This window comes from Streptomyces sp. NBC_00354, from assembly GCF_036106915.1.
Lineage (GTDB): Bacteria > Actinomycetota > Actinomycetes > Streptomycetales > Streptomycetaceae > Streptomyces.
Map to the genome: position 1 here is coordinate 2,661,049 of NZ_CP107983.1, position 22,480 is coordinate 2,683,528.

A 22,480-nucleotide genomic window follows, 5' to 3' on the forward strand; every position below is an offset into this window, starting at 1 on the left:
GCGACGAGTTGAGCGCGGATCAGGTGAGCGTCAGGTGAGCGCAGGCTCCGCCTGGGGTACGTCGATGTCGATGCGGTCCAGCAGCGAGTCTCCGTGCTGAGCGGCGGCCGCATTCAGCGCGTCGTTTTCGGACTGAATCCGTACGAGCTCGGACTCGAGGTCCTGGACGCGCTGCTGAAGCCGTCGCATCTCGGCGAGGAGTCGCGGATCGGAACCGCCGACGTAACCGAGAAGCGCCTTTGCCATGATGGATGGTCCTCCACACTGAGTGACCGACCGAAGCGGTGTGGGTCGTGAGGGAATCGCACCCGCGGATGTCCGGCAGCGACTGTCAGTCACTGCACGCGTTCTTTTGCTAACACGCCTACTGCCAGCACTGCCAAACAGCTCAGGTGCGCGGGGCTTCCAGCGTCTCACCAAAAAGTTTGACGGTCAACACGATCACGCCCCGTATCGGCGGGCAGCCCGGCTATCCCAAGGGACGTGGAGATCGTCCGCTGCTTCGAGCCTTCCACGGTTCGGGCCGACAGGCAACGCGTCGACGGCGAACGCGCAGATCCGACCAGGTGCGGACCGTTGAGAGATGTGATCAATGCATGATCAGTCGATCGGTCACCGGCCGACGAACCCGTCGTAGCCACCGCGCGGTGTGCCCCAGATCTCTGTCACTCCGTCCACCCTCCCGGGCGTGTCGGCGGAGCGCAGCCAGTCGAGCAGCCGGTGGCAATTCTCACGTTGACCTTCAGCCACAACCTGCACTCGTCCGTCGTCAAGGTTGAGCGCGAACCCGACGACTCCGCCGATCTCCAGCGCATTGGCCCTGGTGAACCAGCGGAAGCCCACTCCCTGTACACGGCCGCGCACCCAGGCGGTCAGGCGGACATCTTCATTCATGCGTGAACGCTAACCGGGCAAAGAGTTTCGGCCCACATCGCCCCCGCGCCCCATGGCGTACAGTCGCGCAGCAATGAACTCACCCATTTGGGTGAGTAAGGGATGATCTTGACCTGCAAGGAAGGTACGCGCCGATGGGACGCCACCGACTCCCCGCCGCGCCGGACCACGTCGGCAAGCGCCGCGCCCTCGTGCGGGGTGGCCTGCTGGGCGTCGCCGTGGCCGTGGCCCTCGGCACGGCGGCCGTGACCGCCGGCATGGTGCCGGTCAGCACTTCCTTCCCCTATGTCGGCGTCACCGCCGACAGCCCGGCCGCCAAGACGCGGGCCGAGGCCCAGCCTTCGCAGAGCCCCGGCACCGCGGCCGAGCAGCAGGGCGGCCTGGCCAACCTGTCCGGCCGCGCTTCCTCCGGCCCCGGCACGGGCAGCCCGTCCCCCTCGGCCTCGCCCTCGGCCTCCCCTTCACCGTCGGCCTCGCCGAGCCCTTCCGCCTCGCCCACCCCGTCCGCCTCCGCCTCTGCCTCCGCCTCCGCCTCCGCCAAGGAAGCGCCGAAGCCGGAGAAGAAGCCGGTCCCGGTCCCGGTCCCGCCGAAGACGGCCGCGCCGGTCCCGGCGCCGGTGCCGCCGAAGACGGCCGCGCCCAAGCCGCCCAAGCCGCCCGCCCCGCCGGCCCCGACGCCCGACACCGGCCACTCCGCGGAGGAGGCCGCCGTACTCACCCTGGTCAACCAGGAGCGCGCACAGGCCGGCTGCGGTCCCGTCCGGGCGAACCCGCCGCTCGCGGCACTGGCCGGCGCCTTCAGCAGGGACATGGCCACCCGCGGCTTCTTCGACCACACCGACCCCGACGGGAACTCCCCGTGGGACCGCGCCACCAACGCGGGCCTCTCCGGGCTCGGCGGCGAGAACATCGCCCGCGGCCAGGGTGACGCCCAGGCGGTCATGAACGCGTGGATGAACAGCCCGGGCCACAAGGCGAACATCCTCAACTGCGAGTTCCGCACCCTGGGCGTCGGCGCCTACGTCGCGGCCGGCGGCCCCTGGTGGACCCAGGACTTCGGCTTCTAGCCGCAGCACCGCAGCCCCGGCGGCGAGCACCTACCGAGCGCTTACCAACCGAAAGCGCAAGCTTCTGGCGAGCGCTGTGCGGAGTTAAGCTGGTCGCCATGGAGACACAGCTTCCGTTCGACGCCTTCGCGCGCGCGTGCCCGTCCCGGGCGACCCTGGAGCACGTCACGGGCCGCTGGGGCAGCCTCACCGTGGGCGCCCTGCGCGACGGCTCGTGCCGCTTCAACGAGCTGCGCCGCAAAGTGGACGGCGTGAGCGAGAAGATGCTCTCCCAGACCCTGCAGGCGCTGGAGCGCGACGGCATCGTCCACCGCGAGGCGCAGCCGACGAACCCGCCGCGCGTCGACTACGAGCTGACCCCGCTCGGCATCGAGGTCGCCGACCGGCTGCTCGCGCTCATCCACTTCCTCGAGGGCAGCATGCCCCAGGTCATGAGCGCCCGGGAGTCCTACGACGCCACGCGCGGCGGCCGCTGACAGCGCGGGCAGAAGTAGCTGGACCGGTTCATCCACGGGCGGCGCCGCATCGGGGTGCCACAGCGCCGGCACGGCTCGTCCTCGCGCCCGTAGGCGTCGAGCGAACGGTCGAAGTAACCGGACTCTCCGTTCACGTTGACGTAGAGGCTGTCGAAGCTGGTGCCGCCGACTGCGAGGGCCGCGTTCATCACGTCCCGGACATGCCCGAGGAGTTCCGCGCTCCGGGGGCGAGTCAGCGTGGCGGTGGGGCGCTCGTAGTGCAGCCTGGCCCGCCACAGCGCCTCGTCGGCGTAGATGTTGCCGACCCCGCTGATCAGGGACTGGTCCAGCAGGGCTCGCTTGACGGTGGTCCGCCTGGCGCGCAGCGCCGCGTGGTACACCGCCTCGTCGAACAGGGGGTCCAGCGGGTCCCGGGCGATGTGCGCGATGACGTCGGGCAGCCCGTCGGCGGTGTTCTCGTGGAGCGAGAGACCGCCGAAGGTGCGCTGGTCGACGAAACGCAGCTCGGTCCCGGCGGCGTCCCGGAAGCGCACGCGGATGCGCAGGTGCTTCTCGTCGGCGGCCTCTTCGGGCTGCACGAGGAGCTGTCCGCTCATACCGAGGTGCCCGAGCACGGAGAGGTCCCGCCCCTCCAGGGGGAGCCACAGGTACTTGCCGCGCCGCTGCGCCACGCCGATCGTCTCGCCCGTCAGCCGCGCCGCGAAATCGGCCCCGCCGGCGGGGTGGCGGCGTACCGCGCGGGGGTGCAGCACCTCGACGGCCTCGACCGTCCGGCCGGCCACCCAGCGCTCCAAGCCCCGCCGTACGACTTCGACTTCGGGCAGCTCGGGCACGGCGGTCCTCCGGAGGGGGTGCGTTCTGGTCGCTCCCGGCGAGCGTACCGGCCTCCCCCGCCCGGCCCGGAAACGGGTCCGCCCGCCCCTGCGCGGCAGGGGCGGGCGGGAGATTCCGAAGGAAGGGCTCAGCCGTTCGGCGTCGGTTCGGCGGGCGTCGGCGACCCGCCGGCCTCGGCCGGGGCCTCGGTGTCGGCCGGGGCCGCCACCGTGACCTGTGCGGCCGCAGAGGCCGCGGCTTCCGCCGCGATCCGCTCGTCCGCCTTGGCACGGATACCGCGCCATGCGGACTCCGCAGCCTGCTGTTCCGCTTCCTTCTTGCTGCGGCCGGTGCCGGTGCCGTACGAGACACCACCGACGCGGGCAGCAGCGGTGAAGGTCTTCTCGTGGTCCGGACCGGTCTCGGTGACCAGGTATTCCGGTACACCGAGGCCTTCGGCCGCCGTGAGCTCCTGGAGACTGGTCTTCCAGTCCAGGCCGGCCCCGAGGTTCGAGGACTTCTCGATGAGCGGGTCGAAGAGCCGGTGGACCAGCTCCGAGGCCGCATCGAGGCCCTGGTCGAGGTAGACCGCGCCGATCACCGCTTCAAGGGTGTCGGCGAGGATGGAGGCCTTGTCCCGGCCACCCGTGCCCTCTTCGCCCCGGCCGAGCCGGATGAAGGAGCCGAGATCGAGGCCGCGCCCGACCTCCGCCAGTGCGCGTGAGTTGACCACCGCGGCCCGCAGTTTGGCCAGCTGGCCTTCGGGCAGGTCGGGGTGGGTCGTGTACAGCGTGTCCGTGACCACCAGGCCGAGCACGGAGTCCCCGAGGAACTCCAGGCGCTCGTTGGTGGGCAGACCGCCGTTCTCGTACGCGTACGAGCGGTGGGTCAGTGCACGCACCAGAAGGGCGGTCTCGAGTCGATACCCGAGCCGCCCTTCCAGAAGCGTGTGGGACGAGGCCGCGTTGTTACTGTCTGCCTGCTTCTCAGCGTTGGACAGCTCAGACATTGCGCCTCTCACCAGCCGCTCAGACCTCGAGGACCTGGCGCTTGTTGTAGGTGCCGCAGCTCGGGCACGCAATGTGCTGGAGCTTCGGCTCCTGGCAACGCTCGCACGAAACCAGGGTGGGGACCGCAGCCTTCCACTGCGACCGGCGGTGGCGCGTGTTGCTGCGCGACATCTTCCGCTTCGGAACAGCCACGGCTACTTCTCCTGCTTCTCGGCGGCGCCCTGAACTCCGTCAGAGGCAGTGCCGCTCATGTTGTCCTTCTCGACGCCCTGATCGGTGACGAGTCCTTGCAGTGCCGCCCAACGGATGTCGACGGCGTCATGGTGGTGGTCCGGGTCGTCGTTCAGGCTGAGCCCGCAATCGGGGCACAGTCCGAGACAGTCCTCCCGGCACACCGGCTGCATGGGCAGTGCGAGCACCACCACATCCCGCAGCACGGGTTCGAGGTCGAACAAACCGTCCTCGAGGAAGAGCGTGTCCTCGTCGTCCTCGGCGTCGTCGGCCGGCTCCGCCTTGGTGCGGCTCCGGTCGTCGGCGTCAGGGTACGAGAACATCTCCTGGAAGTCCGCCTTGAGCTCGCGCTCGACGGGCTCCAGACACCTTACGCACTCCCCTACGGCCGCTGCACGGGCGGTGCCTGTGACAAGCACCCCTTCCATGACCGACTCGAGGCGGAGGCTGAGCTTCAGCGGGGCGCCTTCCGGTACCCCGATGACGCCGACGAGACCGAGGTCCGCCGGTGCCGCGATCTCACGGGACAGCCGCTGCATGGCACCAGGACGCCGGCCCAGCTCGTGCGTGTCGAACACGAGAGGGTTGCGGTGGTCGAGGCGGGTATTCAGGGCCGTTCCTGCTTTCACAGATCGCTGAAGATCAAAATTTCCGCCACTTGCGGGCAGCATGGATCGCGGTGCATACGCGCGACCGAAGAGCCAGGATACCCGGCGCTTCGCTCTGAGCCCAATCCGGCCCTAGCGTCCCTGTTCGTACTGGCGCAGCTGGTCCAGGTTGATCATGCTCGTGTCGAAGAAGCTGGTCTCGTCGAGGGCGGGCTGCTGGGGCTGCTGCGGGGCCTGCGGCTGCTGCTGGTAGGCCGCGTAGGGGTCCGGCTGCTGCTCGTAGCCCATCGTCGCGTACGGATCCGGCTGCTGGACCTGCTGCTGATAGCCGTACGGGTCCCCATAAGAGGGCGCGGCGTAAGCCGCTCCGGTGGACCCGGTGCCTGCACCGGAATACGCGTCCTGCTGCTGGGGCTGCTGGTAGCCGTACGCGTCGTACGCCGGCTCCTGATGCGCCTGCGCCGGGATCGCGGGGGCCATCGGAGCCGCCGGCTCCGCCAGGCCCGCCAGGAAGTCCGCGTCGCTCGCCGAGCGGGACTGCTGCCCGCCCGCGGCGTCCTGGGCGGCCATGTGCGCGCCGAGGTCGTCCGTGGGCACCCGGCCCAGCAGCTTCTGGCGGCCCCGGCCGACCGCCTCGAGGGTCTTGGAGAGCACCGCCTCGAAGGTCGCCAGCTTGGTGTCCACGTACGCGTCCGCCTGCTGCCGCTGCATGTCCGGATCATGGCTGCGCTCGGGCGCGTCCGCGTCGGGATAGCCCTGGTCGTCCAGGCCCGGGCCACGGCCCAGCAGCTTCTCGCGGCCGCGGTCGACCGAGCCGATGGTCTTGGTGAGCACGACCTCGAAGTTCGCGAGCTTGCTGTCGACGTAGTCGTCGGCCTCGGCCCGGATCTCCTCGGCCTCCCTGCGGGCGTCCGCCAGGATCCGGTCCGCCTCCGCCTGGGAGCGGCGTGCGACCTCGGTGTCGGAGATCAGCGAACCGCGCTGGGCGTGCGCGGACTCGATGATCCGCTCCGCCTCGCGGCGGGCGTCATCGACCATCTGCTCCCGGCCGCCGATGAGCTCCTGCGCATGCGCGAGCGAGCCGGGCAGCGCCTGGCGCACCTCTTCGAGCTGGGCGAGCAGCTCGGCGCGGTTGATCACGCAGGAGGCCGACATGGGCATGGACCGGGCGCCGCCGACGGCCGCGACGATCTCGTCGAGCTTCTTCTGCACGTCCATGGGGGCTCGCACTCTCTCGGCCTCGGGCGGTTCCTGAGACGGACGGGACGACTGTAAGGCCACCGGGCGAACGTCCGACACCGACTGACGGCCCATCAGTCGGTCAGCGGTCGGCGAGCCGCTCGGTCAGCGCCGCGTGCACATGCGGCGGCAGCAGGTGGGCGACGTCACCGCCCCAGGCCGCGACCTCCTTGACCAGGGAGGAGGACAGGAAGCTGTAGGTGGGGTTGGTCGGCACGAACAGCGTTTCGACGCCCGAGAGCCCCATGTTCATCTGGGCCATCTGGAGCTCGTAGTCGAAGTCGCTGACGGCGCGAAGGCCCTTGACGATGGCCGGGATGTCGCGCTGCTTGCAGAAGTCGACGAGCAGGCCGTGGAAGGACTCCACCTCGATGTTGCCGTAGTCGGCGGTCGCCTCGCGGATCAGCTCGATCCGCTCCTCGACGGTGAACAGCCCCTGCTTGGACTGGTTGATCATCACGGCGACGTGGACGACGTCGTAGAGCCGGGAGGCCCGGCCGATGATGTCGAGGTGTCCGTTGGTGATGGGGTCGAATGACCCGGGACAGACGGCTCGGCGCAACTTGGGTCCCTCGCTCTCCGGTGCGGGCATCATGAGTCTTCGCTGGTGAAGGCGGCGCGACCGTACCAAAGGGTGCCTTCGCCGTACTTGCGGGAGCGCAGCGGCTCGAACCCCTCGGGCCACGGGAACGCACCGCTCCTCGTACCGCGCTCCACGGTGACGAGCGCATCGTCCGTGAGCCAGCCATTGGCGCGGAGTGTGAGGAGGATCTCGCCAAGATCGCCGTGGCCGACGGCGTACGGCGGGTCCAGGAAGACGACGTCGTACGGGTCCCCGCCCGCCGCGGCGGCGACGATCTGCTCCGCCTTGCCGGCCCGGAACTCGGCGCCGGGCAGGCCCAGCGCCTTGATGTTGTCCCGGATCGCCTTGGCTGCCTTGGCCTCGGGCTCGACGAGCAACGCGTGGGAGGCGCCGCGGGAGAGGGCCTCCAAGCCAACGGCGCCGGAGCCGGCATACAGGTCGAGCACCCGGGCGCCCTCGACTCCGTGCAGCGACTCCCAGGTGGAGAACAGGCCTTCGCGCATCCGGTCCGAGGTCGGCCGGGTGCCGGTGCCCGGGGGCACGGTCAGCCGTCGCCCGCCGGCGCTGCCGGCGATCACGCGGGTCATCTGGGGTCCTTCGGTACGACGGTGGCGGTCGGGGTACTGACGGGTGCTGCCGGGCCGTTTCCGGTCCTGGCCGGTACTGCGGAGTTCAACGATAGGTCTTACCGCTCCGGGCGGCCCCGGGCGGTACCGCTCAGCCCTTCTCCAGGTACTGCTCCCGCTCGGTGTCCAGCAGGGCCTCCAGCGCGCTCCTCAGGCCCGGCAGCCGCTCCAGTTCCGGGTCGGCGGCGACCACGCGGGTGGCCTCCTCCCGGGCCTGGGCGATGACCTCCTCGTCCTCGATGACCGCGAGCATGCGCAGCGAGGACCGCACGCCCGACTGGGCCTGGCCCAGCACATCGCCCTCGCGGCGCTGTTCCAGGTCGATCCGGGAGAGCTCGAAGCCGTCCAGGGTGGCGGCGACCGCGGCGAGCCGGGCCCGGGCGGGGCTCGCCTCGTGCATCTCGCTGACCAGCAGGCACAGGCCAGGCGCGGAGCCGCGGCCGACGCGGCCGCGCAGCTGGTGGAGCTGGGAGACGCCGAACCGGTCCGCGTCCATGATCACCATGACCGTGGAGTTCGGGACGTTCACGCCGACCTCGATGACGGTGGTGGCGACCAGCACCTTGACCTCGCCGGCGGCGAAGCGGCGCATGACGTCGTCCTTGTCGGCCGGGTCCATCCGGCCGTGCAGCACCTCCACCGGCAGCCCGGCGAGCGGCCCCCGGGTGAGCTGCTCGGCGATCTCCAGGACGGCCAGCGGCGGCCGCTTCTCGCCGTCGTCCTCGGCGGTCTTCTTCTTCGGGTTCTTCGGGTCGTCCTCGCCGTCGCCGATCCGCGGGCACACCACGTACGCCTGGTGCCCGTTCTCGACCTCCTCCCGCACCCGCTCCCAGGCGCGGGTCAGGAAGTGCGGCTTGTCCTTCGCCGGTACGACGTGGGTGGCGATCGGGGAGCGGCCGGCGGGCAGCTGGTCCAGGACGGAGGTCTCCAGGTCCCCGAAGACGGTCATCGCGACCGTGCGCGGGATCGGGGTCGCGGTCATCACCAGCAGGTGCGGGGGCTGCTTCCCCTTGGACCGCAGCGCGTCGCGCTGTTCCACGCCGAAGCGGTGCTGTTCGTCGACCACGACCAGGCCGAGGTCGTGGAACTGCACCTTGTCCTCGATGAGCGCGTGCGTGCCGATCACGATGCCGGCCTCGCCGGTGACCAGGTCGAGCAGGGCCTGGCGGCGCGCGGGCATCCCCATGGAGCCGGTGAGCAGCACGACCTTGGTGCCCTGGTCGGAGCCGCCGAGCATTCCTCCTTCGGCGAGCTCGCCCATCATCTCGGTGATGGAGCGGTGGTGCTGCTGGGCGAGCACCTCGGTGGGGGCCAGCATGGCTGCCTGCCCGCCGCAGTCCACGACGGCGAGCATGGCCCGCAGCGCGACCAGCGTCTTCCCGCTGCCGACCTCGCCCTGGAGGAGGCGGTGCATGGGGTGTTCGGTGGCCAGGTCGTCGAAGATCTCCTTCGAGACGGTCTGCTGGCCCTCGGTGAGGGTGAAGGGGAGCTTGGCGTCGAAGGCGTCGAGCAGGCCGCCGGGAGCGGGGCGGCGCGGGACGGCCGGGAGCTGGGCGTCGGCGTGCCGGCGGCGGGCCAGGGCGACTTGGAGGACGAAGGCCTCGTCCCACTTCAGCCGCTGCCGGGCGTCCTCGATGTCGGCCTTGGTGGTCGGGCGGTGGATCTTGAGGAGGGCCTCGGTGAGCGGGACCAGTCCGCGGCCCTCGCGCAGTGCGTCCGGCAGCGGGTCCACGGCCTCATGGGCGCTGGGCAGTACGGCGTCCACGCATTTGGCGATCTTCCAGGACTCCAGCTTGGCGCAGGCCGGGTAGATCGGGATGAGCTGGTTGGCGAACGCGGTGGCGGCGTCCCGGTCGGAGGCGTCCGCGCCCAGAGGCTCGTACGCGGGGTGGGCCAGCTGGAGCTTGCGGTTGAACATGCCGACCTTGCCCGCGAACATGGCGCGGCTGCCCGGCAGCAGGTCCTTGTGCGGCTTGTGGACGCCCGCTCCGAAGAAGACGAGCTGGAGGCGGCCGCTGCCGTCGGTGATGGTCACCTCCAGGCGCTTGCCGCGGCCCCCGTTGAACGTCAGGATCCGGGCGTCGGCCACCTGGGCGACCACCGTCACGTGCTCGTCGATCTGGTCGGCGAGCTCCGCCAGCGAGGTCAGCTCGCCGCGCTCGGCGTACCGCCGCGGGTAGTGGTGCAGCAGGTCCAGGGCCGTGTGCAGGCCGAGCTGCTCGGCCAGCACCTTGGCGGTGGCGGGGCCGAGCGTCTTCTTGAGGTCTTCGTCGAGCGCGGGCACGTGTTCATTGCACACCATCGCGCTGACAAGCCGGCTATTCGACCCCGATGAGGAGGGGCGCCGAGTACCGGCCGCCGCGGTAGGTGACGGTGTCCACCGCCAGGTGTCCGTGCTGTACGTACGCCTCCAGGCGCTCGGCGAGGGCGTCCGGCACCTCCGGTCCCAGGACCAGGGTGACGAGTTCGCCGCCGGATCCCAGCATCCGCTCCAGGACCGCCTCGGCGGTCTCGGTGAGGCCGGTCCCGATGACGGCGACGTCGCCGTCGATGAGCCCGAGCACGTCCCCGGCCTGGCAGATGCCGGCGGAGGTGAAGGACTGCCGTTCGGCGACGGCGAGTTCCGCGTAGCGGGTGGCGCCGGCCGCCGCGGTCATGGCGACGACGTCCTCGTCGAAGCTGCCGTCCGGGTCGTGCACGGCGAGGGCGGCCAGCCCCTGCACCGCGGACCGGGTGGGGATCACGGCCACCCGTACGCCGTCGGCGCGGGCCCGCTCGGCCGCGGCGGCCGCGGCCGCGCGCTGGTCGGCGCCGCCGGGCAGCAGCACCACCTCGCGGGCGTGCGCCCGCCGGATGGCGTCGACGAGTGCGGCGGCGTCCGGGACCTCTCCGGGGCGGGCGAGCACGGTGGTCGCGCCCGCCTCCCCGCACAACCCGGCCAGCCCCTCGCCCGGGACCACGGCGACCACGGCCCGCTGGACGCGTTCCCCGCGCGCCCGGCGCCGCTCGTCGCCGAAGTGGGTGATGCGGATCCGGTACGGCCGCCCGGCGACCACGCCGGCTTCCACGGCGGCGCCGGGGTCGTGGACGTGGACGTGCACGTTCCACAGTCCGTCGCCGCCGACCACCACCAACGAGTCCCCGAGCCCGTCGAGGCGCTCGCGCAGCTCCGCCACGGCCGGCTCGGCGGCCTCCAGCAGGTAGATCACCTCGTACGCCGGCCCGCCCTGCTCCTCCGCGTCGCAGGGCTGCGGCGGCTGCGGTACGGGCACCGCCCGGCCGCGGACCGCCTCGGCGGCGGGCTCCTGGCCGGACAGCGCCTGCCACAGCGCCCCGAGTACGGCGACCAGTCCGCAGCCCCCGGCGTCGACCACCCCGGCCCGGCCCAGCTCGGCCAGCTGCCCCGGGGTGTCCGCCAGGGCCGCGCGGGCCGCGTCGTAGGCGGCCCGGGCCACGTCCGCGGCGGTTCCGGCGGCCGCCCCGGCCGCCTCGCCGGCCCGCGCCGCCGCGGCGGCGACGGTGAGCATCGTGCCCTCCACCGGGTGCGCGACCGCCCGGTACGCCTCCTCGGCGGCCCGGGTCAGCGCCTGGGCCAGCAGCCGCCCCGGCCCGCGGTCGCCGGGCTCGTCGCCCAGTACATCGGCCACTCCGCGCAGCAGCTGCGCCAGGATCGTCCCGGAGTTCCCGCGGGCGCCTATGAGGGCGCCGTGCGCATAGGCCCGTACGGCCTGGGAGAGGGAGGGGCAGGGGGTCCGGGCCCCGGTGTCCGGCCCGGGCCCTGTGGTCTCGCTCACGTCCGCGGGCGCCGTCCCGAGGGCCTCGGCCAGTGCGCGGTCCGCCGATTCGGCGGTCAGGTAGAGGTTGGTGCCGGTGTCCGCGTCCGCGACCGGGTAGACGTTGATCGCGTCGATGTCCTCGCGGGCCCGGCCCAGTGCGGCCACGGCCAGCGAGCTCCAGGTGCGCACCGCTTCGGCGTCGAGCTCGTCGGGGGGCTGCGGCTGCGGCTCGTGCGGCACCGGGCGTTCCTCCTTGTGCGGGCCAGGGTTCACCGCAGGGTAACCAAGGACTGCCGGGCGTCCGGGACCGCGGGGCGGGGTCGGCGGCAGCCATGGTAGTTTTCTTGGACGGACGCAGTCGTTGTATGCTGCTCCGGTTGCCCGATGAGAGTCGGGCCATTCCCCCGGCAAACCACTCAGACTTCTCAGACTTCTGATCCGGTGCGCCGGATTTCACTGTAAGTGCATCTGAAGTCTTTGGAGTGACCTGTGGCTGCCAACTGCGACGTTTGCGCCAAGGGGCCGAGCTTCGGCAACAACATCTCCCACTCGCACCGCCGCACCTCGCGTCGCTGGAACCCGAACATCCAGCGCGTTCGTGCCATGGTCAGTGGGACGCCGAAGCGCCTCAACGTCTGCACCTCGTGCATCAAGGCCGGCAAGGTCTCGCGCTGACGCCAACCGTCGTAGCGCAGCCCTTTCCGGTTGCCAAGAAGGCCGGTCCACCTGGTGGACCGGCCTTTTGCCTTGCCTTGCCTGGACCGACCGGGCGGCCGTAGACCCCCGCATCATGTGATGCGGGGGTCTTCTGCTGTGCGGGGCCGGCGGTCCGGTCGCCTCAGCGGTGCCACTGCCAGGCGTGGTCCACCGGGCCGATGCCGCCGCCGAGCGCGAAGCCGGCCGCGATGGCCCCGGTCACGTACTCCTTGGCCTCCATGACGGCCTGCGGCACGTCCTGGCCCTTGGCGAGCCCGGCGGCAATCGCACTGGCGAGGGTGCAGCCGGTGCCGTGGGTGTGCCGGTTGTCATGGCGCGGCGCCCGCAGCCACAGCTGGGTCTCGCCGTCGGTGAGCAGGTCGGCGGCCTCGTTCCCGTGGGCCGCCAGGTGCCCGCCCTTGATCAGCGCCCACTCGGGCCCGTACGAGAGGACCGCGTCGGCGGCCCGCCGCATGTCGTCCTCGCTCTCCACCACCACGCCCGTGAGCTGCGCCACCTCGTCGAGGTTCGGCGTGGCCACGGTGGCCCGCGGCAGCAGCTCCTTGCGCACGGCGTCCAGCGCCGACTCGGCGAGCAGCGCGTCCCCGTGCTTGGAGACCCCGACGGGGTCCACGACGGCGGGGGCGGAGGTGGCGGCGAGCAGCTCGGCCACCGTCTCCACCAGCGCGGCGGAGGACAGCATCCCGGTCTTGACCGCCTGTACGCCGATGTCGTCCACGACGGCCCGGTACTGGGCCTTCACGGCCTCGGCGGGCAGCTCCCAGACTCCCTGGACCCCGAGGGAGTTCTGCGCGGTCACGGCGGTCACCACGCTCATCCCGTGCACGCCGAGTGCCAGCATCGTCTTGAGGTCGGCCTGGATCCCGGCGCCACCGCCGGAGTCGGATCCGGCGACGGTCAGGCACAGCGGTGGCGCGTCGGTCATCTGGGGGTCTCCTCGGTGGACGGGTCGGAGCCGAAGTGGTCCCACCCGCCGGTGCTCGTCCAGGGTGCGCCGTCGACGGTCACCTGGGGCAGCGCGGACCGGTTCAGCACCTCCCCGATGACCTTCCAGCGGGCCGGCAGTTTCACGTCGGGCGGGAAGGTCGCCACGATGGCGTGATCTTCTCCTCCGGTGAGCACCCACTGCAAGGGGTCGACCCCGACGGCCTGCCCGATGTCGTGCATCTGGGTCGGGATGTCGACGGCCGCCGAACGCAGGTCGATCCGTACCTTGCTGGCCTCAGCGATGTGCCCGAGGTCGGCGATCAGGCCGTCGCTGACGTCGGTCATGGCGGTGGCGCCGAGTCCGGCGGCCGCGGGGCCCGCGTGGTACGGGGGTTCGGGGCGCCGGTGCGCCTCGACGAAGGCCCGCGGGGAGCGGAAGCCGCGCGAGAGCACGGCGAATCCGGCCGCGGACCAGCCCAGCCAGCCCGTGACGGCCACGACGTCGCCGGGCTGGGCGCCGGAGCGCAGCACGGGCTCGTGGTTGCGCAGGTCGCCGAGGGCGGTGATGGCGACGGTGATGGTGTCCCCGCGGACGACGTCGCCGCCGACCACGGCCGCGCCGGCGACCTGGCACTCGTCGCGCAGCCCGTCCATCAGCTCGGTGGGCCAGGTGACCGGCAGCTCGGCCGGGACGACCAGGCCGAGCAGCAGTGCGGTCGGCACCGCGCCCATGGCGGCGATGTCGGCGAGGTTCTGTGCGGCGGCCTTGCGGCCGACGTCGTAGGCCGTGGACCAGTCGCGCCGGAAGTGCCTGCCCTCGAGCAGGATGTCGGTGCTCGCCACGACTCGCCGGTCGGGGGCCGACACGACCGCGGCGTCGTCGCCCGGTCCGAGCCGGACCGCCGGGGTGGTGGTGAGCCGTGAGGTGAGCTCCCGAATGAGCCCGAACTCCCCCAGCTCGCCCACAGTGCCCTTCATCGCTGTGCCCCTTCTTGCCCAGTCCGCTTGCGGTCGCGAGCCGTCACAGCTCTGGGTACCGTCAACAGATACGTCAACTTCTGCTCTCCGTACGCCCCGCTGTGCGTGGCGCCGTGCCCCCGGGTCTCCCCGTGGTGCTCGGCAACGCGGTACCGTGGCGTCCCTTCTTCCCCGGGCCCACCCGAATCCCTGGGCCCACCCGAAGGTTAGGGGAATCGATCCTCGTGGCCGCCCTGGAGGTTCCGTGGTACAGGCGTACATCCTTATCCAGACCGAGGTGGGCAAGGCGTCGTCCGTCGCCCAGTCCATCAGCGAGATCGCGGGGGTGATCCAGGCCGAGGACGTGACGGGCCCGTACGACGTGATCGTGCGCGCCGAGGCCGACACCGTGGACGAGCTCGGCCGAATGGTCGTCGCCAAGGTCCAGCAGGTGGAGGGCATCACCCGCACCCTGACCTGCCCGGTGGTCCATCTGTAGCCCCCGTCTACTCTTGGCCGGTGATGTCCTTCCACCGCCGGCCCCTGCGTCTGCCCGCTCTGCCCGTACTGGTCGCGGTACTGGCCCTCGCGGGCTGCACCCCGGGTGATTCCGAAGCCCGGGTGGACCCGCCGCCCACGCCGCCCGCCGACGTCGCGGGGTTCTGTGCAGCACTGCACAAGGAGCTCCCGGAGACGGTGGCCGGCCTGGCGCGGGCCAGGACCGCGCCGGATTCGGATCTGACCGCCGCGTGGGGCGGCTCGGCGATCGTACTGCGGTGCGGTATCCCCAAGCCCCCCGAGATGACGGACGAAAAGCTGGGCGGCGTCGAGGTCGACGGCGTCCGGTGGCTGCTGAAGCCGGTCCCCGACAGCGCCGGCGGGGGGTTCCGGTTCATCACCGGGATGCGGCTGGCGTACACCGAGGTCCGGGTCGACAAGGAGCATGCCACGGATGCGGGCATGCTGGTCGGTCTGTCCGGCGTCGTGGCCAGGACCGTCCCGGAGGGAATCTCTTCGTATTGACGGCCCGAAGGCCCGACGGCCTGACGCCCCCGCTTCGCACACCGACCGCCCGCCGGGAATCCCGGCGGGCGGTCGGCTTTGCGCTCTGCGGCTGTGGCTGCCTGCTAGCGCAGCCCGGTGGAGCGGCGCAGGGCCGCCTGGATCAGGCGGTCCACCAGCTCCGGGTACTCGATGCCCGACTCCTGCCACATCCGCGGGTACATGGAGATCGGGGTGAAGCCCGGCATGGTGTTGATCTCGTTGATGACGAAGGTGCCGTCCTCGGTGAGGAAGAAGTCGGCGCGCACCAGGCCCTCGCAGGACGCGGCGTCGAACGCCTCGATCGCGAGCCGCTGCACTTCGGCGGTCTGCTCCGGGGTGAGCGGAGCGGGCACGATCCCGGAGGCGGAGTCGATGTACTTCGCCTCGAAGTCGTAGAAGTCGTGGCTGGAGACCGGCGGGATCTCGGCGGGCATGCTCGCGCGCGGTCCGTCCTCGAACTCCAGCACCCCGCACTCGATCTCGCGGCCGCGCAGCAGCGCCTCCACGATGACCTTCGGGTCGTGGCGCTGGGCTTCGCGGATCGCCTCGTCGAGGCCGGAGACGTCGTCGACCTTGGTGATGCCGATGGAGGAGCCGGCCCGGGCGGGCTTGATGAAGAGCGGCCAGCCGTGCTCGCCGGCGAAGTCCAGGATCCGCGCCTTGGCGGCGTCCCGGTCGGCTTCCCACTCGCGGGGGCGGATGGTCACGTACGGGCCGACGGGGAGGCCGAAGGAGGTGAAGACCCGCTTCATGTACTCCTTGTCCTGGCCGACGGCCGAGGCGAGGACGCCCGAGCCGACGTACGGGATGCCGGAGAGCTCCAGGAGGCCCTGCAGGGTGCCGTCCTCGCCGTACGGGCCGTGCAGCATCGGGAAGACGACGTCGACCTCGCCCAGGGCCTTGGGGACGGCTCCCGGCTCGGTGTAGACGACCTCGCGGTTGGCCGGGTCGACGGAGAGCACGACGGCGCCGTCCTCGGAGTCCGCAAGGTCCTCGACGCTCGGGAGCTTGCGGTCGGCAATGGCCATCCGCGCGGGCTCGTCGGCGGTCAGCGCCCACCGGCCGTCCGTGGTGATGCCGATCGGCAGCACCTCGTACTTGGACCGGTCGATGGAGCGCAGCACGGCGCCCGCCGTGACGACCGAGATGGCGTGTTCCGAGCTGCGGCCGCCGAACACGACGGCCACGCGGGGCTTGCGGCCCTGCTGCTCAGGGGTCTGGGGGAGGTTCTCGCTGCTCATATCGCCACGACGATACCCGCTCACACGTCCGGAATGGAGTCAGCGGCGTTCCGGTTTGGCGCTGCGCCCCATCAGTTCCTTGAGCGCGACCAGCGGGGGCTTGCCGTGGTGGACGATGTCGACGACCGTGTCGGTGATCGGCATGTCCACTCCGTGGCGCCGTGCCAGATCTGCCACGGACTGGCAGGACTTGACCCCCTCGGCGGTCTGCTTGGTGACCGCGATGGTCTCCTCGAGGGTCATCCCGCGGCCGAGGTTGGTGCCGAAGGTGTGGTTCCGGGAGAGCGGCGAGGAGCAGGTGGCGACGAGGTCGCCGAGGCCCGCGAGACCGGAGAAGGTGAGCGGGTCGGCGCCCATCGCCAGGCCCAGCCGGGTCGCTTCGGCGAGGCCGCGGGTGATGAGCGAGCCCTTGGTGTTGTCGCCCAGGCCCATGCCGTCCGCGATGCCGACGGCGAGGCCGATGACGTTCTTGACGGCGCCGCCCAGCTCGCAGCCGATGACGTCGGTGCTCGTGTATGGGCGGAAGTACGGGGTGTGGCAAGCCGCCTGGAGGCGCTGCGCGACGGCTTCGTCGGAGCAGGCTACGACGGCGGCGGCCGGCTGCCGGGCGGCGATCTCACGGGCCAGGTTGGGGCCGGTGACGACGGCGACGCGCTCGGCGGGGACCTTGGCCACCTCCTCGATGACCTCGCTCATCCGCTTGGCGGTGCCGAGTTCGATGCCCTTCATCAGGGAGACGAGCACGGCGTCGGCGGGCAGCAGCGGGGCCCATTCGGCGAGGTTGCCGCGCAGGGTCTGGGAGGGGATGGCGAGGACCGCGAAATCAGCGCCGGCCGCGGCCTCGGCCGGGTCGGTGGTGGCGCGCATGTTCGCGGGGAGTTCGACGTCCGGGAAGTAGTCCGGGTTGGTCCGGCCGGCGTTGATGGCGTCGACGACCTCGCGGCGGCGGCCCCACAGGGTCACCTCGCAGCCTGCGTCGGCGAGCACCATGCCGAAGGCCGTGCCCCAGGAGCCGGTTCCGAAGACGGCTGCCTTCACGGGACGTGTCACTTCTGGTCCTCCCCCGCGGCCTTGTGCCGCTGTTCCGCCCTGGCCCTGCGATGGTCGTACGGCTGCTCGGGCGCCTTCTCGCCGCGCAGCTCCTCCAGCAGCTCGGTGATGGCCTCCATGATCGTCTCGGTGGCGGCCTTGAGCACGTCCGGGGTGGGCTCCAGGTCGTAGAACTCGGAGAGGTCCACGGGAGGTCCGGCGAGCACCTGGAGGGTCTTGCGCGGGAACAGCCGCACCTTGTCCTCCTTGGCGTAGGGCGGCATCGCGAGGTTCGCGCCCCACTGGGCCACCGGAACGACCGGCGCCCTGGTCATCAGCGCGACCCGGGCCGCGCCGGTCTTGCCGGCCATCGGCCACATGTCCGGATCGCGGGTGAGGGTGCCTTCCGGATAAAAGGCCACGCATTCGCCGCGCTCGATCGCGTCCACGGCGGCCCGGAATGCGTCCAGGGCGTTGGTGGTCTCGCGGTAGACCGGGATCTGGCCGGAGCCGCGCAGGATCGCGCCGACAATGGGGACCTTGAAGAGGGCCGCCTTCGCGAGCAATCGGGGCACCCGGCCGGTGTTGTACTGGAAGTGCGCGTAGGAGAGCGGGTCCAGATACGAGTTGTGATTGACGGCCGTGATAAACCCGCCGTCGGCCGGAATGTGATCCATTCCCCGCCAGTCCCGCTTGAAGAGCACCACCAGCGGCGGTTTTGCGATGACCGCCGCCAGGCGGTACCAGAAGCCGATTCTGCGGCGGGACACTCGGACACCTTTCCTCTTGAACGGGTGCGTGGGGGTACCTCCCAGCGGCAGCTGGGGAAGCCGGGGCACCTCGTCGGCCGGACAAGTGTGGCCTCAGGTCCGGGTCTCTGTCGAGAACACGGTACGCCCCGCCCGGAGCACCGGACCGCCGGGTCGGCCGGGCAGAGGCGACAATGGGCCGACGCATGACCCGGCCATGACCCGGCCTTGGTCCACACATGTAAGGACGCGCACCGGAGGGAAGGGGCCCGCCACGAACGCGGTCTGGAGTCTGGTGGTCCCGCTGAAGCCCCTGGCGGTGGCCAAGAGCCGTCTCGCGGCGGCCGTGGGCGCGTCCCGTCCCGGGCTCGCGCTGGCGTTCGCGCAGGACACCGTGGCAGGGGCGCTGGCCTGCGCGGCAGTCGCGGATGTGGTGGTCGTCACGGACGACGCGCAGGCGGGTGCGGAACTGGCCCGGCTCGGGGCGCGGATCCTGCCGGACACCCCGGCCGCCGGGCTCAACGCGGCGCTGGCCCACGGGGCGCGGGAGATACGCGCGGCGCGGCCCGGAGCGGCGGTGGCCGCGATGAACGCGGATCTGCCCGCGCTGCGGCCGCCGGAATTGCTACGCGTGCTCGAAGCCGCATCCGCATTTCCCCGGGCATTTCTGGCGGATGCGGCGGGAATCGGTACGACCCTGCTTTCCGCTGCGCCGGACGTGGAATTGGCACCCTCGTTCGGGGGCCCGTCACGGGCCCGGCATTCGGCCTCGGGAGCTGCGGAAATAGCCCTGGCGGATGTCGAGAGCGTGCGCCGGGACGTGGACACGGCCGCGGATCTGCGGACGGCCCTCGCCCTCGGTGTGGGCCGTCACACGGCCCGATACAGTGCCGGTATGCAGGCGACCGCGTACACGTACGACTCCCAGACCCGCAGCGGCAGTGTGCTGCTGGACGACGGCACCCCGGTGCCCTTCGAGGCCCCGGCGTTCGACGCGGGCGGCCTGCGGCTGCTGCGCCCCGGGCAGCGGGTCCGGATCGAGACGGACGGCGAGGGGCCGGCGCGGCGGATCACCCTGATCACCCTGCAGACCTTCTGAGCCTCGGCCGTGCCGGCCTTCCGACCTGCACGGACAGCACCGCGGGCCGGCTTCCCCAAGGAGGGGAAGCCGGCCCGGCGTGTGTGACTCGTGGCCTTACTTCTTGCGGGCCGTGGTCTTCTTCGCGGTGGTCTTGCGCGCCGTCGTCTTCTTGGCGGGCGCCGTGGTCTTCGCGGTGGCCTTCTTGGCCGCCGGAGCCGTCTTCTTGGCGGTGGCGGTGGTCTTCTTCGCCGCCGTCGCGGTCTTCTTCGCCGCGGCAGTGGTCTTCTTCACCGCCGTCGTGGTCTTCTTCGCCGCGGCGGTCTTGGCGACCACCTTCTTGGCGGTGGCGACCTTCTTCGCGGTGGTCTTCTTGGCGACCGTGGTCTTCGCCGCCGCCTTCTTGGCGGTGGTGGCCTTCTTGGCCACGGCCTTCTTGACCGTCGCGGAAGCTCCGCCGGAGAGGCTGCCCTTGGGAGCCTTCTTCACCGACACCTCGCCGCCCTTGGGCAGCTTCTTGGTGCCCGCGACCAGGTCCTTGAAGCCCTGGCCCGCGCGGAAGCGGGGAACCGAGGTCTTCTTGACCCGGACGCGCTCACCCGTCTGCGGGTTGCGGGCGTAGCGGGCCGGGCGGTCGACCTTCTCGAACGAGCCGAAGCCCGTGACCGAGACCCGGTCGCCCGCGACCACAGCGCGGACCATCGCGTCCAGTACCGCGTCGACAGCGTCCGCGGCCTGCTGGCGGCCGCCCAGCTTGTCGGCAATCGCTTCTACGAGCTGCGCCTTGTTCACGTCTTCCCCTTCGGAGACTTCGCCAGAACGAATGTGTTCAAGCTTATTTCGCACGTTAGGCGGATATATACCGCAAATCAAACACGAAACGGGCTAATCACCCTAGTGCCGCAACGGTGTAGGTCGTTACGGAGTTCCTTCGCATCAGTCGCCTTCAGGGAATCGACCCTCGTCGAGGTCCTTCATCAACCTGTCCAGGCGCCTTGCCGCATCGGCGAGATCATGCTTCGCCGCGGCCGTGACGACCAACAGCTTCCGGGACAGCGCCATCCTTACGCCCTCCGGGACTTGCAGTGTGCGCACCCTTGTGTGTGCTTCTTTCAGCCGGTCCGCGACGAGTTCGTAGAGCTCAAGTTGACTGTCGCGTTCCATGCACAGATTGTGCCATCTGGGGCGAGTTGTCGCCTCACGGGGCCTCAACACACGGCTGTGCCCCCCGCCGGAAGGCGGGGGGCACAGTGTTGTCGATGTGATCACCCAAGGGCGAATAAGCGCTGATCAGGCAGGAATCAGGCCTGAATCGTGCGCGGCTTGAAGCTCGGCCGGGTGCTTTCGTACGTGGCGATGTCCGCTTCGTTCTGAAGGGTGAGCGAGATGTCGTCCAGACCCTCCAGCAGACGCCAGCGGGCGTTGTCGTCGAGTTCGAACTCCGCCTCGATTCCCGCCGCGCGGACCTGGCGGGCGACCAGGTCGACCGTGACCTCGGCGGTCGGGTCGGCCTCGGTCAGCTCCCACAGCCGGTCGACGGTCTCCTGCGGCAGGACCACCGTCAGCAGACCGTTCTTCAGCGAGTTGCCGCGGAAGATGTCGGCGAAGCGGGAGGAGATGACCGTCTTGAACCCGAAGTTCTGCAGGGCCCAGACGGCGTGCTCGCGCGAGGAACCGGTGCCGAAGTCGGGGCCGGCGACCAGGACGGTCGCGCCCTGGCGCTCCGGGCGGTTCGTGACGAACTCGGGGTCCTTGCGCCAGGCCTCGAAGAGCCCGTCCTCGAACCCGTCGCGGGTGATCTTCTTCAGCCAGTGGGCCGGGATGATCTGGTCGGTGTCGACGTTGCTGCGGCGCAGCGGGACGGCCCGGCCGGTGTGGGTGGTGAAGGCTTCCATGGTTCTCAGACTCCGGCGGTCGCGTTGGCGTCGGACAGGTCGGCGGGCGAGGCCAGGTGGCCCAGCACCGCGGTGGCGGCGGCCACCTGCGGGGAGACCAGGTGGGTCCGCCCGCCCTTGCCCTGCCGGCCCTCGAAGTTGCGGTTGGAGGTGGACGCGGAGCGCTCACCGGGAGCCAGTTGGTCGGGGTTCATGCCCAGACACATCGAGCAGCCCGCGTGCCGCCATTCGGCGCCGGCCTCCTTGAAGACCTTGTCCAGGCCCTCCTCCACGGCCTGCAGGGCGACCCGGACGGAGCCCGGGACGACCAGCATCCGTACGCCGTCGGCGACTTTGCGGCCCCCGATGATGCCGGCGACGGCGCGCAGGTCCTCGATGCGGCCGTTGGTGCACGAACCTACGAAGACGGTGTCGACCTTGATGTCGCGCAGCGGCTGCCCGGCCGTCAACCCCATGTACTCCAGGGCCTTTTCGGCGGCGTGGCGCTCCGAAGCGTCCTCGTACGAAGCCGGGTCGGGGACGTTCGCCGACAGGGGCACGCCCTGGCCCGGGTTGGTGCCCCAGGTGACGAACGGGGACAGCGTGGCGCCGTCGATGACGACCTCGGCGTCGAAGACCGCGTCGTCGTCGGTGCGCAGGGTCTCCCAGTACGCGACCGCCGCGTCCCAGTCCGCGCCCTCGGGGGCGTGGTCGCGGCCCTTGAGGTAGTCGAAGGTGGTCCGGTCGGGGGCGATCATGCCCGCGCGGGCGCCGGCCTCGATCGACATGTTGCAGATGGTCATGCGCGCCTCCATCGAGAGCTTCTCGATGGCCTCGCCGCGGTATTCCAGGATGTAGCCCTGGCCGCCGCCGGTGCCGATCTTGGCGATGATCGCCAGGATCAGGTCCTTGGCGGTGACGCCCTCGGCCAGCTCGCCGGTGACGGTGATGGCCATCGTCTTGGGGCGGGCCAGCGGCAGCGTCTGGGTGGCCAGCACGTGCTCGACCTGGCTGGTGCCGATGCCGAAGGCCAGCGCGCCGAAGGCGCCGTGCGTGGAGGTGTGGGAGTCACCGCAGACCACGGTGGTGCCCGGCTGGGTCAGGCCCAGCTGCGGTCCCACGACGTGGACGACGCCCTGCTCGACGTCGCCCAGGGAGTGCAGGCGTACGCCGAACTCCGCGCAGTTCCTGCGCAGCGTCTCCAGCTGGGCCCGGGAGACCGGGTCCGCGATCGGCTTGTCGATGTCGATGGTGGGGGTGTTGTGGTCCTCGGTGGCGATGGTGAGGTCGAGCCGCCGGACCTTGCGGCCGGCCTGCCGCAGGCCCTCGAAGGCCTGGGGGCTGGTCACCTCGTGCAGCAGGTGCAGATCAATGAAGAGGAGGTCGGGCTCGCCCTCGGCGCGCCGGACGACATGGTCGTCCCAGACCTTCTCCGCGAGTGTCCTACCCATCGCTTTCCCTCCGGCTCACCGTCCTGGATCCAGTGGTTCGTGGACCCGTACATACAGACTCGCTGGTTCTTGGAAAAATTGAACTTGCGT

25 protein-coding genes and 1 pseudogene are annotated in these 22,480 nt (G+C 71.0%); 6 read left to right on the forward strand and 20 right to left on the reverse strand.

What is annotated here, in order from left to right:
* Positions 1-30: 30 nt before the first annotated feature.
* A complete protein-coding gene (locus OHT74_RS11550) occupies positions 31-246 on the reverse strand; it encodes a hypothetical protein (RefSeq protein ID WP_030162422.1) in 216 nt (71 codons plus the stop codon).
* A gap of 366 nt (positions 247-612) precedes the next feature.
* A complete protein-coding gene (locus OHT74_RS11555) occupies positions 613-894 on the reverse strand; it encodes an acylphosphatase (RefSeq protein ID WP_328620206.1) in 282 nt (93 codons plus the stop codon).
* Positions 895-1,028: 134 nt separating this feature from the next.
* On the opposite strand from OHT74_RS11555, the gene OHT74_RS11560 reads away from it, so the two are divergent.
* Both OHT74_RS11560 and OHT74_RS11565 read left to right on the forward strand, forming a co-directional pair.
* Positions 1,029-1,961, forward strand: coding sequence for a CAP domain-containing protein (locus OHT74_RS11560; protein WP_328620207.1), 933 nt, complete (start codon positions 1,029-1,031; stop codon positions 1,959-1,961).
* Positions 1,962-2,059: 98 nt separating this feature from the next.
* Positions 2,060-2,437 (forward strand): winged helix-turn-helix transcriptional regulator, encoded by a 378-nt coding sequence (locus OHT74_RS11565; RefSeq protein WP_266663339.1) that lies wholly within the window; start codon positions 2,060-2,062, stop codon positions 2,435-2,437.
* Here the strand turns inward: OHT74_RS11565 and mutM are convergent.
* The 9 genes from mutM to OHT74_RS11610 form a co-directional block, all read right to left on the reverse strand.
* Positions 2,410-3,270, reverse strand: a complete 861-nt coding sequence (gene mutM, locus OHT74_RS11570; protein WP_266663341.1) for a bifunctional DNA-formamidopyrimidine glycosylase/DNA-(apurinic or apyrimidinic site) lyase — start codon at positions 3,268-3,270, stop codon at positions 2,410-2,412. The genes OHT74_RS11565 and mutM overlap by 28 nt on opposite strands.
* A gap of 128 nt (positions 3,271-3,398) precedes the next feature.
* Positions 3,399-4,259 (reverse strand): ribonuclease III, encoded by an 861-nt coding sequence (rnc, locus tag OHT74_RS11575; protein WP_328620208.1) that lies wholly within the window; start codon positions 4,257-4,259, stop codon positions 3,399-3,401.
* A 19-nt stretch (positions 4,260-4,278) separates the two neighbouring features.
* The gene (gene rpmF, locus OHT74_RS11580; RefSeq protein ID WP_003965982.1) at positions 4,279-4,452 is read right to left on the reverse strand and encodes a 50S ribosomal protein L32; all 174 of its coding nucleotides are present in this window, start codon (positions 4,450-4,452) and stop codon (positions 4,279-4,281) included.
* Between the two features lie 2 nt (positions 4,453-4,454).
* Positions 4,455-5,162 carry a YceD family protein gene (locus OHT74_RS11585; RefSeq protein WP_266663345.1) on the reverse strand — a complete coding sequence of 236 codons (708 nt, stop codon included), beginning with the start codon at positions 5,160-5,162 and terminating at the stop codon, positions 4,455-4,457.
* 69 nt (positions 5,163-5,231) lie between these two features.
* Positions 5,232-6,317 carry a DivIVA domain-containing protein gene (locus tag OHT74_RS11590; protein ID WP_328620209.1) on the reverse strand — a complete coding sequence of 362 codons (1,086 nt, stop codon included), beginning with the start codon at positions 6,315-6,317 and terminating at the stop codon, positions 5,232-5,234.
* Between the two features lie 103 nt (positions 6,318-6,420).
* Positions 6,421-6,900 (reverse strand): pantetheine-phosphate adenylyltransferase, encoded by a 480-nt coding sequence (coaD, locus tag OHT74_RS11595; RefSeq protein ID WP_266672656.1) that lies wholly within the window; start codon positions 6,898-6,900, stop codon positions 6,421-6,423.
* A 29-nt stretch (positions 6,901-6,929) separates the two neighbouring features.
* Positions 6,930-7,508 (reverse strand): 16S rRNA (guanine(966)-N(2))-methyltransferase RsmD, encoded by a 579-nt coding sequence (rsmD, locus tag OHT74_RS11600; RefSeq protein ID WP_266663349.1) that lies wholly within the window; start codon positions 7,506-7,508, stop codon positions 6,930-6,932.
* A 130-nt stretch (positions 7,509-7,638) separates the two neighbouring features.
* On the reverse strand, positions 7,639-9,849 hold the full coding sequence (gene recG / locus OHT74_RS11605; RefSeq protein WP_266663351.1) for an ATP-dependent DNA helicase RecG: 2,211 nt from the start codon (positions 9,847-9,849) through the stop codon (positions 7,639-7,641).
* A gap of 16 nt (positions 9,850-9,865) precedes the next feature.
* On the reverse strand, positions 9,866-11,563 hold the full coding sequence (locus OHT74_RS11610) for a DAK2 domain-containing protein (RefSeq protein WP_328620210.1): 1,698 nt from the start codon (positions 11,561-11,563) through the stop codon (positions 9,866-9,868).
* Positions 11,564-11,812: 249 nt separating this feature from the next.
* Here OHT74_RS11610 and rpmB point away from each other — a divergent pair, with 249 nt between their 5' ends.
* Positions 11,813-11,998: a 50S ribosomal protein L28 gene (rpmB, locus tag OHT74_RS11615; protein WP_030298506.1), complete on the forward strand. Its 186-nt coding sequence runs from the start codon at positions 11,813-11,815 to the stop codon at positions 11,996-11,998.
* Positions 11,999-12,161: 163 nt separating this feature from the next.
* Here the strand turns inward: rpmB and thiD are convergent, their stop codons facing one another.
* Positions 12,162-12,965 carry a bifunctional hydroxymethylpyrimidine kinase/phosphomethylpyrimidine kinase gene (gene thiD, locus OHT74_RS11620; RefSeq protein ID WP_266636402.1) on the reverse strand — a complete coding sequence of 268 codons (804 nt, stop codon included), beginning with the start codon at positions 12,963-12,965 and terminating at the stop codon, positions 12,162-12,164.
* Entirely contained in the window at positions 12,962-13,945 is a 984-nt protein-coding gene (locus tag OHT74_RS11625; RefSeq protein WP_030298509.1) for a thiamine-phosphate kinase, read from the reverse strand. The genes thiD and OHT74_RS11625 overlap by 4 nt, the downstream gene beginning before the upstream one ends.
* Before the next feature lie 244 nt (positions 13,946-14,189).
* Here OHT74_RS11625 and OHT74_RS11630 point away from each other — a divergent pair, with 244 nt between their 5' ends.
* Positions 14,190-14,423: an Lrp/AsnC ligand binding domain-containing protein gene (locus OHT74_RS11630; protein WP_266663358.1), complete on the forward strand. Its 234-nt coding sequence runs from the start codon at positions 14,190-14,192 to the stop codon at positions 14,421-14,423.
* A gap of 23 nt (positions 14,424-14,446) precedes the next feature.
* Complete coding sequence (locus OHT74_RS11635) at positions 14,447-14,947, forward strand: DUF3515 domain-containing protein (protein WP_266663360.1); 501 nt, start codon at positions 14,447-14,449, stop codon at positions 14,945-14,947.
* Positions 14,948-15,051: 104 nt separating this feature from the next.
* Here the strand turns inward: OHT74_RS11635 and OHT74_RS11640 are convergent, their stop codons facing one another.
* The 3 genes from OHT74_RS11640 to OHT74_RS11650 are packed head-to-tail and all read right to left on the reverse strand — an operon-like array spanning position 15,052 to position 18,008.
* Positions 15,052-16,209 (reverse strand): D-alanine--D-alanine ligase family protein, encoded by a 1,158-nt coding sequence (locus tag OHT74_RS11640; RefSeq protein ID WP_328620211.1) that lies wholly within the window; start codon positions 16,207-16,209, stop codon positions 15,052-15,054.
* Positions 16,210-16,248: 39 nt separating this feature from the next.
* Positions 16,249-17,259 carry an NAD(P)H-dependent glycerol-3-phosphate dehydrogenase gene (locus OHT74_RS11645; RefSeq protein ID WP_328620212.1) on the reverse strand — a complete coding sequence of 337 codons (1,011 nt, stop codon included), beginning with the start codon at positions 17,257-17,259 and terminating at the stop codon, positions 16,249-16,251.
* On the reverse strand, positions 17,256-18,008 hold the full coding sequence (locus OHT74_RS11650; protein WP_266663366.1) for a lysophospholipid acyltransferase family protein: 753 nt from the start codon (positions 18,006-18,008) through the stop codon (positions 17,256-17,258). The genes OHT74_RS11645 and OHT74_RS11650 overlap by 4 nt, the downstream gene beginning before the upstream one ends.
* 196 nt (positions 18,009-18,204) lie before the next feature.
* Between OHT74_RS11650 and cofC the strand changes: the two are divergent.
* Positions 18,205-18,882: pseudogene (gene cofC, locus OHT74_RS11655) on the forward strand (2-phospho-L-lactate guanylyltransferase); the annotation flags it as partial.
* A gap of 300 nt (positions 18,883-19,182) precedes the next feature.
* On the opposite strand, the gene OHT74_RS11660 reads toward cofC, so the two are convergent.
* The 4 genes from OHT74_RS11660 to leuC form a co-directional block, all read right to left on the reverse strand.
* The gene (locus OHT74_RS11660; RefSeq protein WP_266663368.1) at positions 19,183-19,857 is read right to left on the reverse strand and encodes an HU family DNA-binding protein; all 675 of its coding nucleotides are present in this window, start codon (positions 19,855-19,857) and stop codon (positions 19,183-19,185) included.
* Positions 19,858-20,001: 144 nt separating this feature from the next.
* The gene (locus OHT74_RS11665) at positions 20,002-20,229 is read right to left on the reverse strand and encodes a hypothetical protein (protein ID WP_008739877.1); all 228 of its coding nucleotides are present in this window, start codon (positions 20,227-20,229) and stop codon (positions 20,002-20,004) included.
* Between the two features lie 137 nt (positions 20,230-20,366).
* Positions 20,367-20,960 (reverse strand): 3-isopropylmalate dehydratase small subunit, encoded by a 594-nt coding sequence (gene leuD, locus OHT74_RS11670; RefSeq protein ID WP_266663370.1) that lies wholly within the window; start codon positions 20,958-20,960, stop codon positions 20,367-20,369.
* 5 nt (positions 20,961-20,965) lie between these two features.
* On the reverse strand, positions 20,966-22,390 hold the full coding sequence (gene leuC, locus OHT74_RS11675; protein ID WP_328620213.1) for a 3-isopropylmalate dehydratase large subunit: 1,425 nt from the start codon (positions 22,388-22,390) through the stop codon (positions 20,966-20,968).
* Positions 22,391-22,480 lie beyond the last annotated feature (90 nt).

What these genes read in the sequence shown, in the direction of transcription:
- OHT74_RS11550 (WP_030162422.1), bottom strand. Translation starts at nt 246, where the DNA reads ATGGCAAAGGCGCTTCTCGGTTACGTCGGCGGTTCCGATCCGCGACTC.
- OHT74_RS11555 (WP_328620206.1), bottom strand. Translation starts at nt 894, where the DNA reads ATGAATGAAGATGTCCGCCTGACCGCCTGGGTGCGCGGCCGTGTACAG.
- OHT74_RS11560 (WP_328620207.1), top strand. Translation starts at nt 1,029, where the DNA reads ATGGGACGCCACCGACTCCCCGCCGCGCCGGACCACGTCGGCAAGCGC.
- OHT74_RS11565 (WP_266663339.1), top strand. Translation starts at nt 2,060, where the DNA reads ATGGAGACACAGCTTCCGTTCGACGCCTTCGCGCGCGCGTGCCCGTCC.
- rnc (WP_328620208.1), bottom strand. Translation starts at nt 4,259, where the DNA reads ATGTCTGAGCTGTCCAACGCTGAGAAGCAGGCAGACAGTAACAACGCG.
- OHT74_RS11585 (WP_266663345.1), bottom strand. Translation starts at nt 5,162, where the DNA reads ATGCTGCCCGCAAGTGGCGGAAATTTTGATCTTCAGCGATCTGTGAAA.
- OHT74_RS11590 (WP_328620209.1), bottom strand. Translation starts at nt 6,317, where the DNA reads ATGGACGTGCAGAAGAAGCTCGACGAGATCGTCGCGGCCGTCGGCGGC.
- rsmD (WP_266663349.1), bottom strand. Translation starts at nt 7,508, where the DNA reads ATGACCCGCGTGATCGCCGGCAGCGCCGGCGGGCGACGGCTGACCGTG.
- recG (WP_266663351.1), bottom strand. Translation starts at nt 9,849, where the DNA reads ATGGTGTGCAATGAACACGTGCCCGCGCTCGACGAAGACCTCAAGAAG.
- thiD (WP_266636402.1), bottom strand. Translation starts at nt 12,965, where the DNA reads ATGACCGACGCGCCACCGCTGTGCCTGACCGTCGCCGGATCCGACTCC.
- OHT74_RS11625 (WP_030298509.1), bottom strand. Translation starts at nt 13,945, where the DNA reads ATGAAGGGCACTGTGGGCGAGCTGGGGGAGTTCGGGCTCATTCGGGAG.
- OHT74_RS11635 (WP_266663360.1), top strand. Translation starts at nt 14,447, where the DNA reads ATGTCCTTCCACCGCCGGCCCCTGCGTCTGCCCGCTCTGCCCGTACTG.
- OHT74_RS11640 (WP_328620211.1), bottom strand. Translation starts at nt 16,209, where the DNA reads ATGAGCAGCGAGAACCTCCCCCAGACCCCTGAGCAGCAGGGCCGCAAG.
- OHT74_RS11665 (WP_008739877.1), bottom strand. Translation starts at nt 20,229, where the DNA reads ATGGAACGCGACAGTCAACTTGAGCTCTACGAACTCGTCGCGGACCGG.
- leuD (WP_266663370.1), bottom strand. Translation starts at nt 20,960, where the DNA reads ATGGAAGCCTTCACCACCCACACCGGCCGGGCCGTCCCGCTGCGCCGC.
- leuC (WP_328620213.1), bottom strand. Translation starts at nt 22,390, where the DNA reads ATGGGTAGGACACTCGCGGAGAAGGTCTGGGACGACCATGTCGTCCGG.